Raw genomic sequence first — 15,116 nt, forward strand, 5'->3', positions numbered from 1 at the left:
CCCATGCAGTATGCCATTCCCGCAGCGCCGCCCTGGTGGTCCCGTCTGCTCTCCCGCATGCCCCGGACGTCCCACGTATCCCGCATGCCCTGGACCGGGGATGTGCCGGTACGGGGACGTCATCTGCGGGCACTCGGTACGCCGTACGACGACGAGCCGCCCACGCTGACCGAGCTGTACCGGGCACGGCGACTCGACATGGTGCGGCTCGCGCTCTTCCTGGTGGACGATCTGCACACCGCCGAGGACGTCGTCCAGGACGCCTTCGCCGCCGTATGCCGCACGCACGGTACCTCGCTGGACGGGCTCCAGGACCCCGGGGCCTACCTGCACACCGCCGTGGTCAACGCAGCCCGCTCCGTGCTGCGCAGACGTCGCACCGCCCGTGCCTACACCCCGCCCCACCAGGGTTACGGGCCGCCCGTCGACGAGGGGCTGCTGCTCGCCGAGGAGCACCGTCACGTTCTCGACGCAATGGCGCAATTGACGCAGCGTCAGCGCGAGGTGCTGGTGCTGCGCTACTGGTCGGAGCTGACCGAGGCGCAGATCGCGCAGACGCTCGGACTGTCGCGCGGCACGGTGAAGTCCACCGCGAGCCGCGCGCTGGATGTCCTGGAGAAGAAGCTGGGGGCGGGCCGATGAAGCCGGATGCCGAAGACCGCCGGATTGCGACCGAGGACCGGCTGCGCGCCGCGCTGGCCGCCCGCGCCGCGCTCGTCACCCACCGCGATCTGTGCCGCGACGCACCCCCGCAGGGACGTAGTTGGGGAGTGCGCCGGGTGCGGAGGGTTGCCTTCGCCGCGCTCGGTGCGGCTGCTGCCGTGGTGGCCGTGTGCCTGCTGGTGCTGCTGCCCGGCAGGCCACTGGACCCGGCCCCGGTGCCGCCCGCCCGCACCCCGGGCATCAGTGAACCACCGCCGTCCACACCTACCCGCCCGGTCAGCCCGTCCGTTGCGGACCCCCATGTGACCGGTCGGCCATAGATCATGTCCGGATCGCGCCGGGCGCTCACGGCTGGTCCCGCACGACATCGGCCGCGTACGCGGCGGCCACGACGGATTGCCCGCCAGCAACTGCCGGGTGAGTTCCAGACCGAAGCCCGAACCCGCACCAGCGATGAACCACGTACAGCCACTCATGTCGCCCTCCGCGACTCGGTGTCCTGCCTACATTCCCCAATGTAGTCACTGCCTACTATGTAGTCAACGCCCACTTTTTGATAGAGTCGGGGCATGGCCGAGAAAACGAGCACCCCTTACCACCACGGCAACCTGCGCGAAGCGCTGCTCGCCCTGGCTGAAGACAAGATCGAACAGGTGGGAGTGAGCAGGCTGTCGCTGCGCGAACTCGCCCGCGACCTCGGCGTCAGCCACGGCGCGCCCGCCCGGCACTTCCCCGACAAGCAGGCGCTGCTGGACGCCCTGACCGTGCACGGGCTGCAGGAAATGGGCGAACGGCTCAGCGCCGCGATGGCCAGGCCGTACGACGACTTCGAAGCGGGGCTGGCGGCCTTCGCGCGCGGCTACGTGTCCTTCACCGCCGAGCATCCGATCCTGATCGGGCTCATCCTGTCCCGCCGGGACCTCAAGGAGGCCCCTGGCCTGCGGGAGGCCAACCAGGAGGCTTTCAGCACCACCATGGACCTCATCGCGCGGGCGCAGACCTCCGGCGAGATCGTCTCCGGCGATCCCGACCGCGTTGCGATGGCGGTCCTGGCGATGGTTCAGGGGCTGGCGACCATGGTTGCCCAGGACCTCATGCTCGACCGGGACGTCGACACCGTCGTCGGCGGGGCGATCACGTCACTCGTGCAGGGCCTGCGCCCACGATGACCACGCGGCCCGCCCTCCCGGCACTCTGCCGTCGCCGACGCTGCCTCAGAGCAGCGCGGTGCACTTCGCCTGAAGGCGCTCGGACGGTCGGGAATCAGAGGGTAGGGAAGGTGTCCATCCAGTGGGTGCGCCACTGAGGCGTGCGCCGAACCTTGGGTGCCATCGGGCCGACCGTGAGCTATCGGGACGGTGTCCCGCCGGACACCGCGCCGGTCACCGGGCGGTCACCGAGCCCGGGGCCGGGGCGTAGCCGGTGAGCCGGGTGGTGAAGGTTCCCCGGCCCTGCGTCCGGCTGCGCAGCCGGGTCGCGTAGCCGAACAGCTCGGCCAGCGGCACGGCTGCGGTGATCACCGCCGTGCCGGTCCTGACCACCAGTGAGGGGTCCTCCTCGACCAGCCGCACCAATGCCGACACCAACCGGTCCGTATCGGTGGTCCTGCGCGCCTCGACCGCTACGGCGACGACCGGATCGGCCGTGGTCGGCGGTTCGAGGAGCAGCGGAGCCGCGGGTACGCACAAGGTGGCCCCGGCGCGGGCGGCCTTCGGCCCGATCACCGCGACGATGTCCCCGGCGACTGCCTGGTCCATCTCCGCGTGCCGGTCGGCCTGAACCCGAAGGATCCGGCTGATCCGCTCGCTGCGCCGCACACAGACGTGCGCGCGCCGGGCGACGCCTTCGCGGTGCTGCAGAAGTTCTACTCGGCCGAAGCGTCCTACATCGCGGCCGGAGGTATGGGCAAGGCCAGCTTTGACGGGATCGCTGAGTGTCTCGACCCTGAGGTGGTGATGTACCAGGCACCTGGGTTGCCCTACGGGGGCACTTGGCGCGGGCCGGGCGGCATCGAGGAGTTCATGGCCGCGATGAGCGCAGCGTGGCAGTCGTTGGAGTTCTTGGAGCAGAGGTTCGTGGTCGATGGAGACGCTGTCGTGGTGCTGAACCGAGGCCGCCTGCAGGCCCGCGCCAGCGGCCGGGTCCTGGACACTTCGGTCATGCAACTGATCACCGTCAAAGACGGGCTCATTACCGAAATACACCCGTTCTACTGGGACACCATGGCGGTCGCTGAAGCCCTGCGCCCGCACGAGGAGCAGGCCGGCGAACGGTAACCTGTCCGTGTTTGTGATCATTCGTACGGGATGACATCGGTATGCGTGGTGGGGATGGCTGTTCGAGGTCGAGCCGGTCGAGAAGCAGCAACGGCAGGGTCGTCCGGCTGGGGTGGAGAAGCGGTTCCGGGCTTTCGACCCGCATCAGGTCCTGCTGCTGCCGTCGCTGGACGACTGGCTGCCCGAGGGACATCTGGCCCGCGAGAGACCGCCAACTCACCTGCGGGACGGACACGTTCATGACCAGGAGTCGCCTGGCCCACGACGAGGGGGTCCCACCCGCACCAGGCGGACGTATCCCCCGGGCGCCACCCTCAAGGAACACATGGCCAGCAAACTGCGGACCAAGCCCGGACGGGCCTCCTACCGCCGCCGCAAAGCCATCGTCGAACCCGTCTTCGGCCAGATCATGACCTGCCGGAACGGCCGCCAGCTCCTACTGCGCGGCGAGGACGGCGCCCGAGGAGAGTGGCTCCACGCCTCGGCAGCCAGATCGTCGGGATCCACGGCGCGCTCCAGGGCCAGGGCGTGCCCCCGCTCGACTGCGAGCAGCAGCGGGTCATCCAGCAGCGCCTCGAGGGTGAAGCGATCGCCAGGAGACTCGCCGGTGACTGCGACGATGGCCAGATCGGTTGATGCGTCCTCCAGCGCCTTGAGTTGGGAGGGGGTGGTCCCCTCGTGCAGGTCGACGTCGATGTCGGGGTACCGGCGGCTGAAGGCGGCAAGGGCTAGGGGTGCCAGGTTCGCCATTGCGGTCGGGAAGGCGCCCACCCGCAGCCGCCCGGTGGCCAGATTCCGCAAGCCCGTCAGCTCGCGCTCCTGTTCGCCGACGGCCGGGCCCCGCACCGCGCGGGCCCGGGGCCATCGCGCGCGATGACTGGCGCGTCTCCGGCGCGCGCGGAGCGCGTCTGGCCTCCACCAAAGGATTGGACAAGCGCCATTACTGCAGTGCGTGGACCGCGGCCGAGAAGAGCGGGGGTAGCCGGGCGGCCGCGGGAACGATAAGGCGGGTGGCGCGGGGATGACGGCTCACGGCCAGCAGAGTTCCGGTCAGCAACCGGTGGCGCCGGGTCAGCCGCGTCCAGGCGCGTTCATAGTCCTGCGGACGGTCGGCGGCCACGCAGCGTACCGCGGCTCCGGCCGTCGCCAGCGCCAGGGCGATGCCTTCGCCGGTGAGGGCGTCCACGTACCCTGCGGCGTCGCCGACGAGCAGGATGCGCCCGGCGACTCGTCGCCGCACTCGCTGGCGCAGTGGTCCGGCGCCGCGCACGGTGGTCGCGGCCGCGCCGCGCAGTGCCGATGCCAGGGCGGGAAAGGCGGCCAGGTGCTCGTCGTACCCGCGACGGTCGCTGCTCAGGACCGCGACGCCGACTACGTCGTCGCCGACCGGAGTGACGTAGGCCTCGCCGTGGGCGGACCAGTGGACCTCCACGAAGTCCGTCCACGGCTCGGTGCGGAAGTGCCGGCGCAGCCCGTAGCGGCCGGGCGCGCGGCCTGATGGCAGGTCCAGCCCCAAGCCGCGGCGCAGCGGTGAGTGCAGGCCGTCGGCGGCGATCAGCCAATGAGCCGTGATTCCCGCCGCTGTCACGGATTGCGCACCTTGGCGCACTGTACCGACCTTGTCCGCCACAACCCGCACGCCGAGGTCGCGTGCACGCTGGTGCAGTGCGGCATGCAGCGCCGTCCGGCGGATCCCCAGCCCGGTCCGCTCGCGGAAGGACGCTTCGGCGCGGCTGTCGCCGTCCACGTAGCGGATGCCGCGCAGTTCGCGGCCGTCGACGTCGACACCCAACGCCCGCAGCGCCATGACGCCTCCGGGCATGACGCCTTCTCCGCAGGCCTTGTCCACCGGAGAGGAACGTGGTTCGACGACGACGGCCTCCAGGCCGAGGAGCGTGGCATGGATGGCGGCGGCCAGCCCGGCCGGTCCGCCGCCGGCCACGAGCACATCGATCACGTCGTGGCGTCCCGGCCCGTGCCGAACACCGGCGCGGATGCGGACGCGGCTGACAGGGTCCGGTTCTCGCAGCGGATGCGCACGGTGAGCAAGGCGGCGTTGAGCACGGTGAACACCGCCGCGGTGGCCCAGGCGGTGTGGACCAGCGGCAGGGCCAGGCCCTCGGCGGCGACGGCCACGTAGTTCGGATGCCGCAGCCACCGGTAGGGACCGCTCGTCACCAGCGGAAGGCCCGGAATGACGATCACCCGGGTGTTCCAGCGTGGTCCCAGGGTGCCGATGCACCACCACCGCAGCCCCTGGGCGGCCACCAGCAGCACCAGCATCGGCCAGCCCAGGGCGGCCACGAAGGGCCGGCCGGCCAGCCACACCTCCGCCAGGCAGCCGGCCAGCAGACCGGTGTGGAGCGCGACCATCGCTGGATAGTGGCCTTGCCCGGCCACCGTCGCGCCGCGCGCCGCGCTCCATCGCTCGTTACGGCGGGCGACTATGAGTTCGCCGATCCGCTCAGCGGCGACGGCGGCCACCAGCAGTCCGTACCAGAGCATGTGTCCTCCGACCTACCAGCGCAGCAGCACCAGTTCGCAGCAGAATCCGGGTCCCATCGCCAGCAGCAGACCGGGCGAGCCCGGCGGGGGGCGGCGTTCGGCCAGGGTGTCGCGCAGCACGTGGAGCACCGAGGACGAGGAGAGATTTCCGACGTCTGCCAGGTGCCGCCACGTGATGTCGAGAGCCCCATCGGGCAGTTCGAGGCTTTCCGCGACGGCCTGCAGAACCTTCGGGCCGCCGGGGTGGCACACCCACGCCGTCACGTCCTTGGGCTTCAGCCCGTGGTCCCCGAGGAACCCCTGGACGTCGTCGGCGAGGTGACGGCGCACCACATCGGGAACGGCCGGATCCAGGACGACCTGAAAGCCGGTGTCCCTGATGTTCCAGCCCATGACGTGCTCGGTGTCCGGATACAAGCGACTTCGGGAGTCCACGATCGTCGGGCCGAGGAGCGCCTCCGAGCGGGCCGCGCCACAGGCGACGACCGCGGCAGCGCCGTCACCGAACAGCGCCGTGGCAACGAGGTTGGCGGCCGAAGCGTCAGCGCGCTGGAAGGTGAGCGAGCACAGTTCAACCGACAGCATGACCGCCACGTGGTCGGGGCGCCCGAGCAGGTAGTCGTGCACGCGGGCCAGTCCGGCTGCGCCGCCGACACAACCCAGGCCGAACAGGGGAAGCCGTTTGACATCCGGCCGCATCGCGAGGCGGACCGCCAGCCGGGCATCGATCGACGGGGTGGCGATGCCGGTGACGGACGTGAACAACAGCAGATCCACATCCGTTGCGGACAGGCCCGCGGAATGCAGCGCGCCACGCACGGCCTTTGCGCCCAAGGCGGTGGCTCCCGCGATGAAGGCGTCGTTCGCGGCACCGAAGCCGTCCAGTTCCGTGTACTTCTCCAGCGGCAGCGTCATATGGCGCGAGCGGACCTTCGCACTGCGGTGCAACCGGTCCAGGACCCGCCGGTCGGCCCCTTCGGGCAGGCAGGTGCGGGCCACCATGTCCGTGATCTCGTTCTGGGCATGGTGGTGTGGTGCCAGGGCACCGTGAACGGCTGCGATCCGGGTCATGTGGGGTTCCCGCCTCGGGGTAGCTTGCTCAGCATCCATGCCCCCCCGGCCGGGCACTCGACACCCTTGATCGCCCATCCGGCGGGTCCCCCGGGGGCGGCGCGGTCCTCCGGCCGGGCCGGGACGCCTACGATCGGCCGATGGTCACCCCCGAACAGGTACCCGTCGGCGGCGCGGTGGCGCGGTGGGGAGGCCGGGTAACCGGCCTTGCCGGATCGTGCCATCCCGGACCCGTCGTAGCAGTCACCACCTTGATGGCAGCGCTGGCTGTCACCGCAGGCCAGGGCGGTCCGCGCTGCATTCTGACCGCTGCCGCCGTCCTGACCGGGCAGCTGTCCGCCGGCTGGTGCAACGACGCGTACGACGCGCACCGGGATACGGCCACCGGCCGCCACGACAAACCTGTCGCCGCCGGTACGGTCAGCGTCACCACCGCGTGGTCCGCCGCGTTCCTCGCCCTGGCGCTGTGCGTTCCCCTGTCCCTCGCCTGCGGTCTCCGGGCGGGCGCCGTTCATCTGGGCGGGGTGGCAGCAGCCTGGGCGTACGACCTGCGGCTCAAGGCGACAGTGTGGTCCTGGGCGCCCTACGCGGTGGGCTTCGGCAGCCTTCCGGCGTTCGTCGCGCTGGGAGCGCCGCAGCATCCCTGGCCGGCCTGGTGGCTCGTCACGGCAGGCGCCCTGCTGGGCATCGGCGCCCACCTGGGCGATGTGCTGCCCGACATCGGCAGGGATCAGGCGACAGGGGTGCGGGGATGGCCGCAGCGGCTGGGGACCAGGAACACCCGGCTGCTGCTGCCGGTACCGCTGGTGGCCGCGTCCGCCATCCTGGTGATGGGACCCGCGGGGTCGCCCGGCGGGTGGGGCGTAGCGGCCATCACAGCTGCCTCGGCGGTCTCAGTGGCCGGCATGATGCTGGGCCGCCGTTGGGAGCAAGCGGCGTTCGCCTCAGCGGTCTGCGTCGCGGCCATGGATGTGGCATTGCTGCTGTTGCGCGGCACCAGTATCGCGTGAGCACAAGGTCCTACGAGCGAGTTCCCGCTGGTTGCCGCAGCAGCCGGCATGGAGCGGGCCCGTTCCATTTCGTCATCGCGACGGCCACCACCCGCCCGACCAAACTCGGCCAGCCCTTCACCCGCTGGTCCATCCGCAAACTCGCCGCTTACCCGCGCACAGTCCACGGCCGCGTCATCCGCATCAGCACGGTGGCCGGCTCAGGCTGTCGGGTCAGATTCTCAGATCGGACAGGGTTTCGCTCGCCGCGCGCTCGCCTTCGACCGCGCCGCCGTTCATGTAGCCCTGGAAGTCGTAGGAGCAGTGTTCGCCGCCGATGTGGATGTTTCCCTGGCGGGTGCCTTCGTAGCCCGCGTAGCGGTGCAGGTAGCCGACGGGCCAGCAGGAGTAGGCGCCCAGGGCGTAGGGGTTCTTGTGCCAGGCGGACAGCAGCGCCTTGCCGTTCCACTGCGCCTGGGTGCCGGGGAAAACTTTGTCGACGTCGGTGAGGACGGAGGAGACCAGAGTCCTGACGTAACTGGAGGAGTCGGAAGGGAAGGGCGTGGACGGGTTGAGGTCGTGTGCGAGGGAACCCCCGCCGTACTGGATGAGGATGCCGGTGCTGCCGGGCTGTCCCTGGGTGGTGTCCCAGATCTGCTGGAAGGGCAGGTCGGTGAAGCAGCTGCCCTCGGCTACGCCCGGCCAGGGACCGGCGCCGTCCCACGTCCGCTGCTTGAACTGCATGTTGAGCTTGGTGCAGTAGCCCATGCGGGCGTCCCGCAGCAGGTTGGTCATCAGAGGGTCGAAGTTGGCCCGGCTGGTGTCCAGGCCCTGCAGAATCGGCAGCGGCACAGTGAGGATCGTCTGGTCGGAGGTGACGGTTCTGGTGCTGCCGCCCTGGTCGAAGGTGAGGGTCTGGGTGCCGTCGGAGTTGGCCCGCACCGCGAGCAGTTTCCATCCCATCTGCACGGTTCCGGACGGCAATTGTGCGGCGATCGCTTTGGGCAGCAGGTCGTTGCCGCCGGCGATGTGGTAGCGCTCGTTGGACAGGCCCCACATGTTGAAGCTGCCGGGGTTGGGCTGATAACCCATGAGCAGAACCAGGGCCAGTGAAGACTGGCCCTGGGTATCGGCTCCGTACTCGACGTTGTAGGCCACGTTCATGAACCGGCCCAGCGGGGAGGAGTGGCCGCCGGGCACCCGGGTCTCGATCCAGTCGTACAGGGAGAGGTTGTCCAGGGCGGTGCCGGCGGGCGTGGTCCGGTTCCAGGTGACTGCACCGGCGGAGGTCAGGTCGCTGTGCAGTGCCTGGTAAACGGCCTTGAAATCGATGTCGGCCTGGGCGCGCGGGTAGTAGGTGTTGTCGAACCAGAGCACGTCGGCGGCGCCGTTGGGTCCTGCGCCGGCGAAGTCGACGGTGTTCAGGCCGAACCGGCGGCACAGTTCCAGGATCTTCTTGTGGCCGGTGTCGATGAGTTCTCCGCCGTACTCCGAGGTCTGCCCGCCTGCCCAGTAGCTGCTCTCGGAGTACATCCGGCCACCGATCCGGGCCGGATTGGCCTCGTAGACCGTGCACGGCACCCCGGCGTCGTTGAGCGTGAGGGCCGCGGTGAGTCCGGAGATTCCGGCGCCGATCACCGCGACCCGGGCGCTGCGGTAGGCGGGCTTGGTGGGGGAAACCGCGGTGTCGGCGTGCGCACGGCCGGTGGGCAGGAGCACGCCGGAGCCGGCCATGGCCACGGTCACACCCGCGGCGCCGGCCCAGCGCAGCAGTTCCCGGCGGCTGGGCGAGGAGGGGTCCGCGGCGGCTTCGGCGCGCAGGCCGCGCAGGTCGTCGACGGGGATGCGCAGCCGGCGGGCCGCGGCGTGTTCTTCGGCGAGTTGGTGCAGGGCGCGCAGGGGGGCGGTACGTGCCATGAGGGTGGGTCCCTTCAGGAAATCGGAGAGCCGAATGCGGTCGTCGGAGAGCCGGAGGCGGTCGCCCGGTCGGCGACCGCGGCCCGGGGTCAGATGTCGGCGCGTTCCTGGGTGTCCTCGAGGATGATCCGGCCCATCACCTCGTAGCGGTCCGGGCGCCGGGCGCGCATATAGGCGGCGACGGCCAGGCCGCTGAGGAGGACCGCGCCGACGATCCAGGGGATGAGTTTGAAGACCAGGGACGTGGACGCCGCTCCCGCGGCGGTGTCCAGGTTGGCCAGCAGCAGGTAAATCGCGGCGATCATGCCCAGCCCGCCGGCGGCCGGGGCGACCAGCGTCTTGAACCAGTGCCGGCTCTCGGGATGATGGCGGCGGAAGTAGGCGATGACGGAGAACGCGCACAGCGTCTGCACCACCAGCAGGGCGAGCGTGCCCAGGATCGCCATCAGGGTGTAGAGGTCGACATAGGGGTCCTTGTCCGCCGCCCAGAACGCCCCGACGATCGCCAGGGCGATGCAGGACTGCACGGCGGAGGCCAGATACGGCGAGCCGTGCCGCGGGTGGGTGCGCCCGAGGCCCGGGTGGAGGAAGCCCTCGCGGCCGATCGCGTAGAGATAGCGCGAAGCGCACTGGTGGAAGGCCAGCCCGCAGGCGAAGGAACTGCTGCACATCAGCCACCCGAATGCGGTGACCGACCACTGACCCAGGTACTGGTGGAGCGGTGCGGTAAACACATCGAATATCCCGGCCTGTTGGGTCACTCCCTTCAGCCCGCTCCCGGAAATGACCATCCAGGAGACGAAGGTGTAGAGCACACCCAGCCCGATCACGGCCGCCAAAGTGGCGCGCGGAATGATCCTCTTGGGGTTACGGGACTCCTCTCCGTACATGGCCGTGGACTCGAACCCCACCCAGGACCAGAAGCAGAAGAACAGCCCCAGGCCCGCGGCCGGACCCGCAAAGGCCTTGGTGGGATTGACGGTGGAGACCACCAGGCCGTCCGGGCCGCCGCCGTGCAGCAGGATCGAGACGGCCAGCACGAGCAGCAGCGTCACTTCGCCGACCAGGAACACCGCGAGTACCTTGGCGGCGATGTCCAGGTCGAAATGGGACAGCGCCGCGGTGACCGCGATCATCACCAGCGCGTACACCAGCCACGGCAGATCGATGTGGAACTGCGTCTGGACGACGGTCTTGGCGAAGTACGCGAAGATCCCCACCAGCGATGCTTCGAAGACGACGTAGGCCAGCACCGCGAGCATCCCGGCGGCCATTCCGGCGAGGCGGCCCAAGCCGTGGGAGACATAGCCGTAGAAGGCGCCGGCCGCGGTGATGTGGCGGGCCATGGCCACGTACCCGACGGTGAACAACGTCAGGACGACGGTGACGAAGACGAACCCGGCAGGGGCGCCGATGCCATTGCCCGAACCGATCACGATCGGCAGGTTGCCGGCCATCGCGGTGACCGGAGCGGCGTTCGCCAATGCCATGAACAGTACCCCGAGCAGCCCGACCGAGTTGGGTTTGAGGCGCTGGACCTGACCGGCGCCGGCCGGCTGCGGGGCGTCGGCGAGCTGCGTGGGCAGCGGTCCGCCGTCGCTGGTGGACACCTGGGACATGGCGCCTCCTGAAGAGGAGAGGGAGAGGGAAGAGCGAGATAGGAGGCAGCTTGGGTGCGCCGTGACCCGCGCCACAATTGACAGGCTGCGAGTGCCCTTGTTAACGAAGTGTCAGGTTGCCAAGGTCGGCGCGAGGAGTCGGTGCACGGTGCCGTTGGCCACCAAGGAGGAATCCGGACACCGTCGGACAACCGGGAGGTCTCTGATCAAGACATTGCGGAATGCCAACCCCCGCTTTACCTGGCTCACAGTCGGCGAACCCGCACCGCCTCTAGGCTGCTGCACATCCCACTGCACATCAGTCCGAACCCGAACCTGAGGAACACCGTGAACACCAGACGAAACCGGCAGTTGCTGGAGATCGCTCAGCCCGCGCTCGCACCGCAGGAGCACATCGAGCTCACGGGCATGGCGAACACCGGCACCGTCTCGGTCAAGCGCCAGGTCCTCACCACCGCCCTGGTGGGAGTGCTCAGCGCGGGCATGGTCATCGCCACCGTCCAGCCGCGCCCGATGTACTGGGTGCTGACGGCTCAGCGTCTGCTGTTCTTCGACGGCAAGACCGCCACCGGCAAGCCGGGCAAACTGCTCATGGCCCTGCCGCGCGAGATGATCACCGCGGCCCCGCTCAGCAAGGCGCTGCTCGGCCTCGGCCTCAAGACCGTGCTCTCCGTCCAGGGCGAGGACAAGGGTCTGAAGATGGTGTTCCCGCCGGCCGCGAAGGCCGCCGGCCGGGATTTCGCCGCACGCATACCGACCGCGTCCTGAGCACGCGGGCGGGGGCGGAGCGACCGGAGCCGCTCCGCCCCCGCCTGCTGTTTCAGGGGATTGTCAGCCCTTGAAGGCTCTGGTGCCGTTCGGGGTACCGAGGCCCGTCGGACCGTCGTAGCCGGTGGTGCCGGTGCACAGATAGGACCCCGAGCAGGATCCGTTGGAGCCGCTCACCACGTCGAAGCGCGCGATGGGGTGGGCGTACGGGAAGGACGCGGGGTACGAACCGGCCGACGGGGTCCCGGCGAGCGCGTAGACCGCCGCGATCAGCGGGGACGAGGCGCTGGTACCGCCGAAGACCTCCCAGCCGTTGTCCTGGCCGTAGGTGTCGTAGCCCGCGACGCCGGTGTTGGGGTCAGCGACCGCGGAGACGTCGGCGACGGTGCGCTTCGCGCAGCCGGTGTCCTTCTGCCAGGTGGGCTTCGCGTCGTACTTGGAGCAGCCGGAGCCGGCGCCGCTCCAGACGGTCGTCAGTAGCCGGTTCCGCCGTCCCACGGTGCCGTGGTGCCACTCTCGTACTGGCCGGGTCCCTCGTACAGTCCCGGGGTGATCCCGCCGCGGAGGTAGCGGACGTCACCGGCCCCGGAGGCGGCGTGCGCGTCGTGGAGCCATGACTCGGCCAGGTCGGGGGCGGGACCACCAGCGGTCGCAGGAGTCGCGGGGGCGGCGTTCTTAGTCGGGGCGGGGCCTTGGAGGCTTCCGTAACGCTCCACGCGCTGCCAGCGCAGACGCCATCCGCGATGGCGGTGACGACGGACTGGAAGACGACGAGGTACATCAGCTGCCGGTAGACGAACTGCTGCAGAGGCAGGCTCCACAGCGCTCCGGCCCCTTCGCCGTCGAGACGGAAGGCGTACACCCCCATACCGGCCTGGAGCAGCAGGAAGGCGAGCCACAGGCCGAGGACGCGGACCCGGTCCAGGAAGACCAGGCCGTAGACGGGCGTAGATGTCGACGACCGGCGCGAGCAGCGGCAGCAGGACCTGGAAGAGCAGCAGGTACACCAGTCCGCGGCGGCCCAGCTTGCCCGCCGCGCGGGACTGGATCAGGGCGCCGCGGTGCTTCCACATGGCCTGCAGGGTGCCGAAGCACCAGCGGTAGCGCTGTCGCCACAGCGCGCAGAGCGAGGCGGGTGCCTCGGTCCACGCGATCGCGTCCTCCTGGTAAACCACCCGCCAGCCGTCGCGGCACAGCGCCATGGTCAGGTCGGTGTCCTCGGCGAGGGTGTCCTCGCTGACGCCCCCGACCCGCAGCAGCGCGTCATGACGGAAGGCACCGACGGCTCCTCGGACGGTGGGCATGCATTCCGCGAGGTCGAACAGCCGACGGTCGAGATTGAAGCCTACGACGTATTCGATGTGCTGCCGGCGCCCGAGCAGCCCGCCGCGGTTGATGACCTTGGCGTTGCCCGAGACCGCGCCGATGCGGTGGTCGGCGAAGGGCTGCACCAGCATGCGTACCGCTTCCGGTTCGAGGACGGTGTCGCCGTCGACCATCACCAGCAAGGCGTAGGAGGCCGCGGCGATCCCGGTGTTGAGGGCTGCGGGCTTGCCTGCGTTGCGCTGCCGGATGACGCGGACATACGGAAGTCCGAGTGATTCCACGAGGCCGGCGGTGCCGTCGGTGGAGCCGTCGTCGACCACGATGACCTCGACGGGGTGGTCGGAGGCGACCAGCGAGCGAACGGCGGCCTCGATGCCGGCGCTCTCGTTGTACGCGGGCACGATCACGCCGACCGGGGCGGTGACCGGCGGCCCCCACCCGGTGCCCCGTTTGCGGACGGGTGCCGATGAGGCCGAGGCCGAGCCAGTGGTCCTTGACGGCGGCGGATTTCATGGCCCGGGGCACGCCGACGGCGTCACCGACGGTCTTGAAGGCGTAGCCGCGGGCGGTGAGCCGGGGCAGCAGCTGGTCGAGGGCGGCGACGGTCTGGGAGCGGTCGCCGCCCGCGTCGTGCATGACCAGGATCTGGCTGGCGGTGCCGCGCGGAGTGGCGTTGGCGACGATCCGGTCGACGCCGGGCCGCTGCCAGTCCTCGCTGTCCTGGGTGGTCAGCACGGTCAGATAGCCGTCCTGGCCGGCCGCGCGGACGGCGTCCCAATCACCGTCGTTCAGGGCATCGTTGACGGAGGAGTACGGGGGCGCATCAGCGAACTGGTCCGTCCGATGGCGCCGGCCAGTGCGAGTTGGCATTCGCGCAGTTCCAGGGAGCGCTGCCAGCCGGGGACCGCGCCGAGGTTCGCGTGGGTGAAGGATGCGCCGAACGAGATCGGGACGGGCGGCAACCTGCGATCACGGGGCCGCCGTGGGCGACCAGAGCCGGCACCCGTCCGGCGCTTCCCGAACTCATGGGTGCCGAGTCGTCGCCGGCCGGCTGGTTCCGGCGCCCTTCGCAACGGGACTGGTCGAGGACTTTGCGCTGGTTGTCCGCCTGGCGTTCAGCTCGGTCGCTGCGCGGACCTGGGGACCGGGATGAGCAGATGGCGGCTCCGCGCGGGAGCCATCGGCGTGAATTCGAAATGCTCCCCGCGTGTCGAGATGGCATGGGCATTTTTTATGACTAATAGTCTCTTTGCCCGGCGGGAGTGTGCCCGCCACCGTGCATAGGAGTTGTCATGCCCCGCTCTGCACCCCGACACCACCGCCACATCCGAGCCGCAGCGGTGGCCGCGGCCGCCCTCGGCCTGTCCGGCACCGCCGTACTCACCGCCTCCCCCGCGATCGCGGCACCCGGCGACAACGGAGACGTGAAAATCCACAAGAGCACCACGGCGGTCAGCGACCAGCGCAACGAACCCAAGGTCTGCTCGTTCTATCTCGATGCGTTCAATTTCGACACCGCGCAACAGATCAACTACTCCATCGTGACGCAGCCCAAGAAGCCCGGCGGGGCCGGCCTGACGGGGAAGTTGATCCTGAAGAACGGCGCCGGTTTCACCGCCAACCTCAGTCTGCCGAACGGCATGTACAAGCTCACCTGGAAGTTCACAGGAGAAAACGGCGCCGGCAAGATGAAGGTATTCAAGGTCGAGTGCACGACCGGGGGCACGGGCTCTCCGGGAACCCCGGGTGAGCCCGGAACGACGGGAAGGCTGCCGCGCGGGGGCGTGGCCGCAGGCAGCGGCGGGACGCAGCAGGATCCCTCCCCGACCGTGGTGGGAGCGGGTCTGGCCGCCACCGGTACCGCTGCCGCCGGGGCGTTGTTCCTCACCCGCCGCGCGCGCCGCAATGACGGCGCCTGACACCGCTCCCGGGCGCGTCCAGCGCCGTGCCGGCCGCCGCATCGCGGTGGCCGGCACGGCGCT

The 15,116-nt window shown here is 70.0% G+C and carries 15 protein-coding genes and 4 pseudogenes; 9 read left to right on the forward strand and 10 right to left on the reverse strand.

Features of this window, described 5'->3' with window-relative positions:
• Positions 1 to 3 precede the first annotated feature (3 nt).
• The 3 genes from QMK24_RS23775 to QMK24_RS23785 all read left to right on the forward strand — a co-directional run bounded on the left by QMK24_RS23775 (position 4) and on the right by QMK24_RS23785 (position 1,832).
• Complete coding sequence (locus QMK24_RS23775; RefSeq protein ID WP_283468697.1) at positions 4 to 642, forward strand: RNA polymerase sigma factor; 639 nt, start codon at positions 4 to 6, stop codon at positions 640 to 642.
• The gene (locus QMK24_RS23780; protein ID WP_283468699.1) at positions 639 to 983 is read left to right on the forward strand and encodes a hypothetical protein; all 345 of its coding nucleotides are present in this window, start codon (positions 639 to 641) and stop codon (positions 981 to 983) included. Before QMK24_RS23775 ends, QMK24_RS23780 begins: the two co-directional genes overlap by 4 nt.
• A 249-nt stretch (positions 984 to 1,232) precedes the next feature.
• Positions 1,233 to 1,832, forward strand: coding sequence for a TetR/AcrR family transcriptional regulator (locus tag QMK24_RS23785; protein WP_283468701.1), 600 nt, complete (start codon positions 1,233 to 1,235; stop codon positions 1,830 to 1,832).
• 213 nt (positions 1,833 to 2,045) lie between these two features.
• Here QMK24_RS23785 and QMK24_RS23790 read toward each other — a convergent pair.
• Positions 2,046 to 2,477: pseudogene (locus QMK24_RS23790) on the reverse strand (hypothetical protein); the annotation flags it as partial.
• On the opposite strand from QMK24_RS23790, the gene QMK24_RS23795 reads away from it, so the two are divergent.
• Both QMK24_RS23795 and QMK24_RS23800 read left to right on the forward strand, forming a co-directional pair.
• The gene (locus tag QMK24_RS23795) at positions 2,427 to 2,939 is read left to right on the forward strand and encodes a nuclear transport factor 2 family protein (protein WP_283468703.1); all 513 of its coding nucleotides are present in this window, start codon (positions 2,427 to 2,429) and stop codon (positions 2,937 to 2,939) included. The pseudogene QMK24_RS23790 and the gene QMK24_RS23795 overlap by 51 nt on opposite strands.
• Positions 2,940 to 3,139: 200 nt before the next feature.
• Positions 3,140 to 3,468, forward strand: a pseudogene (locus QMK24_RS23800) (transposase); the annotation flags it as partial.
• On the opposite strand, the pseudogene QMK24_RS23805 reads toward QMK24_RS23800, so the two are convergent.
• The 4 genes and pseudogenes from QMK24_RS23805 to QMK24_RS23820 all read right to left on the reverse strand — a co-directional run.
• Positions 3,438 to 3,689, reverse strand: a pseudogene (locus QMK24_RS23805) (LysR substrate-binding domain-containing protein); the annotation flags it as partial. The pseudogenes QMK24_RS23800 and QMK24_RS23805 overlap by 31 nt on opposite strands.
• 190 nt (positions 3,690 to 3,879) lie before the next feature.
• The gene (locus QMK24_RS23810) at positions 3,880 to 4,896 is read right to left on the reverse strand and encodes an NAD(P)/FAD-dependent oxidoreductase (protein ID WP_283468704.1); all 1,017 of its coding nucleotides are present in this window, start codon (positions 4,894 to 4,896) and stop codon (positions 3,880 to 3,882) included.
• On the reverse strand, positions 4,893 to 5,444 hold the full coding sequence (locus QMK24_RS23815; RefSeq protein WP_283468705.1) for an isoprenylcysteine carboxyl methyltransferase family protein: 552 nt from the start codon (positions 5,442 to 5,444) through the stop codon (positions 4,893 to 4,895). The genes QMK24_RS23810 and QMK24_RS23815 overlap by 4 nt, the downstream gene beginning before the upstream one ends.
• 12 nt (positions 5,445 to 5,456) lie before the next feature.
• Positions 5,457 to 6,515 (reverse strand): type III polyketide synthase, encoded by a 1,059-nt coding sequence (locus QMK24_RS23820; RefSeq protein WP_283468706.1) that lies wholly within the window; start codon positions 6,513 to 6,515, stop codon positions 5,457 to 5,459.
• Between the two features lie 140 nt (positions 6,516 to 6,655).
• On the opposite strand from QMK24_RS23820, the gene QMK24_RS23825 reads away from it, so the two are divergent.
• Complete coding sequence (locus tag QMK24_RS23825; RefSeq protein ID WP_283468709.1) at positions 6,656 to 7,525, forward strand: UbiA family prenyltransferase; 870 nt, start codon at positions 6,656 to 6,658, stop codon at positions 7,523 to 7,525.
• A gap of 68 nt (positions 7,526 to 7,593) precedes the next feature.
• Positions 7,594 to 7,722, forward strand: a pseudogene (locus QMK24_RS23830) (IS630 family transposase); the annotation flags it as partial.
• A 16-nt stretch (positions 7,723 to 7,738) separates the two neighbouring features.
• Here the strand turns inward: QMK24_RS23830 and QMK24_RS23835 are convergent.
• Both QMK24_RS23835 and QMK24_RS23840 read right to left on the reverse strand, forming a co-directional pair.
• Positions 7,739 to 9,421 carry a flavin monoamine oxidase family protein gene (locus QMK24_RS23835; RefSeq protein ID WP_283468711.1) on the reverse strand — a complete coding sequence of 561 codons (1,683 nt, stop codon included), beginning with the start codon at positions 9,419 to 9,421 and terminating at the stop codon, positions 7,739 to 7,741.
• Between the two features lie 89 nt (positions 9,422 to 9,510).
• Positions 9,511 to 11,040, reverse strand: coding sequence for an APC family permease (locus tag QMK24_RS23840; protein ID WP_283468713.1), 1,530 nt, complete (start codon positions 11,038 to 11,040; stop codon positions 9,511 to 9,513).
• 327 nt (positions 11,041 to 11,367) lie between these two features.
• On the opposite strand from QMK24_RS23840, the gene QMK24_RS23845 reads away from it, so the two are divergent.
• Entirely contained in the window at positions 11,368 to 11,808 is a 441-nt protein-coding gene (locus QMK24_RS23845) for a hypothetical protein (protein WP_283468714.1), read from the forward strand.
• Between the two features lie 63 nt (positions 11,809 to 11,871).
• Here the strand turns inward: QMK24_RS23845 and QMK24_RS23850 are convergent, their stop codons facing one another.
• From QMK24_RS23850 to QMK24_RS23860, 3 genes are all read right to left on the reverse strand, one after another.
• Positions 11,872 to 12,306, reverse strand: coding sequence for a S8/S53 family peptidase (locus QMK24_RS23850; protein ID WP_283468716.1), 435 nt, complete (start codon positions 12,304 to 12,306; stop codon positions 11,872 to 11,874).
• Positions 12,282 to 13,541 (reverse strand): glycosyltransferase family 2 protein, encoded by a 1,260-nt coding sequence (locus tag QMK24_RS23855; RefSeq protein WP_349307880.1) that lies wholly within the window; start codon positions 13,539 to 13,541, stop codon positions 12,282 to 12,284. Before QMK24_RS23855 ends, QMK24_RS23850 begins: the two co-directional genes overlap by 25 nt.
• Positions 13,542 to 13,922: 381 nt before the next feature.
• Positions 13,923 to 14,096: a polysaccharide deacetylase family protein gene (locus tag QMK24_RS23860; protein WP_283468717.1), complete on the reverse strand. Its 174-nt coding sequence runs from the start codon at positions 14,094 to 14,096 to the stop codon at positions 13,923 to 13,925.
• Between the two features lie 330 nt (positions 14,097 to 14,426).
• On the opposite strand from QMK24_RS23860, the gene QMK24_RS23865 reads away from it, so the two are divergent.
• On the forward strand, positions 14,427 to 15,053 hold the full coding sequence (locus QMK24_RS23865; protein ID WP_283468719.1) for a hypothetical protein: 627 nt from the start codon (positions 14,427 to 14,429) through the stop codon (positions 15,051 to 15,053).
• Positions 15,054 to 15,116: the final 63 nt, after the last annotated feature.

The organism is Streptomyces sp. PH10-H1, from assembly GCF_030063355.1.
Lineage (GTDB): Bacteria > Actinomycetota > Actinomycetes > Streptomycetales > Streptomycetaceae > Actinacidiphila.

Bases quoted from the DNA above. Each gene is read 5' to 3' on its own strand.
- QMK24_RS23775 (WP_283468697.1), top strand. From the start codon at position 4: ATGCAGTATGCCATTCCCGCAGCGCCGCCCTGGTGGTCCCGTCTGCTC.
- QMK24_RS23780 (WP_283468699.1), top strand. From the start codon at position 639: ATGAAGCCGGATGCCGAAGACCGCCGGATTGCGACCGAGGACCGGCTG.
- QMK24_RS23785 (WP_283468701.1), top strand. From the start codon at position 1,233: ATGGCCGAGAAAACGAGCACCCCTTACCACCACGGCAACCTGCGCGAA.
- QMK24_RS23815 (WP_283468705.1), bottom strand. From the start codon at position 5,444: ATGCTCTGGTACGGACTGCTGGTGGCCGCCGTCGCCGCTGAGCGGATC.
- QMK24_RS23820 (WP_283468706.1), bottom strand. From the start codon at position 6,515: ATGACCCGGATCGCAGCCGTTCACGGTGCCCTGGCACCACACCACCAT.
- QMK24_RS23825 (WP_283468709.1), top strand. From the start codon at position 6,656: ATGGTCACCCCCGAACAGGTACCCGTCGGCGGCGCGGTGGCGCGGTGG.
- QMK24_RS23835 (WP_283468711.1), bottom strand. From the start codon at position 9,421: ATGGCACGTACCGCCCCCCTGCGCGCCCTGCACCAACTCGCCGAAGAA.
- QMK24_RS23840 (WP_283468713.1), bottom strand. From the start codon at position 11,040: ATGTCCCAGGTGTCCACCAGCGACGGCGGACCGCTGCCCACGCAGCTC.
- QMK24_RS23865 (WP_283468719.1), top strand. From the start codon at position 14,427: ATGCCCCGCTCTGCACCCCGACACCACCGCCACATCCGAGCCGCAGCG.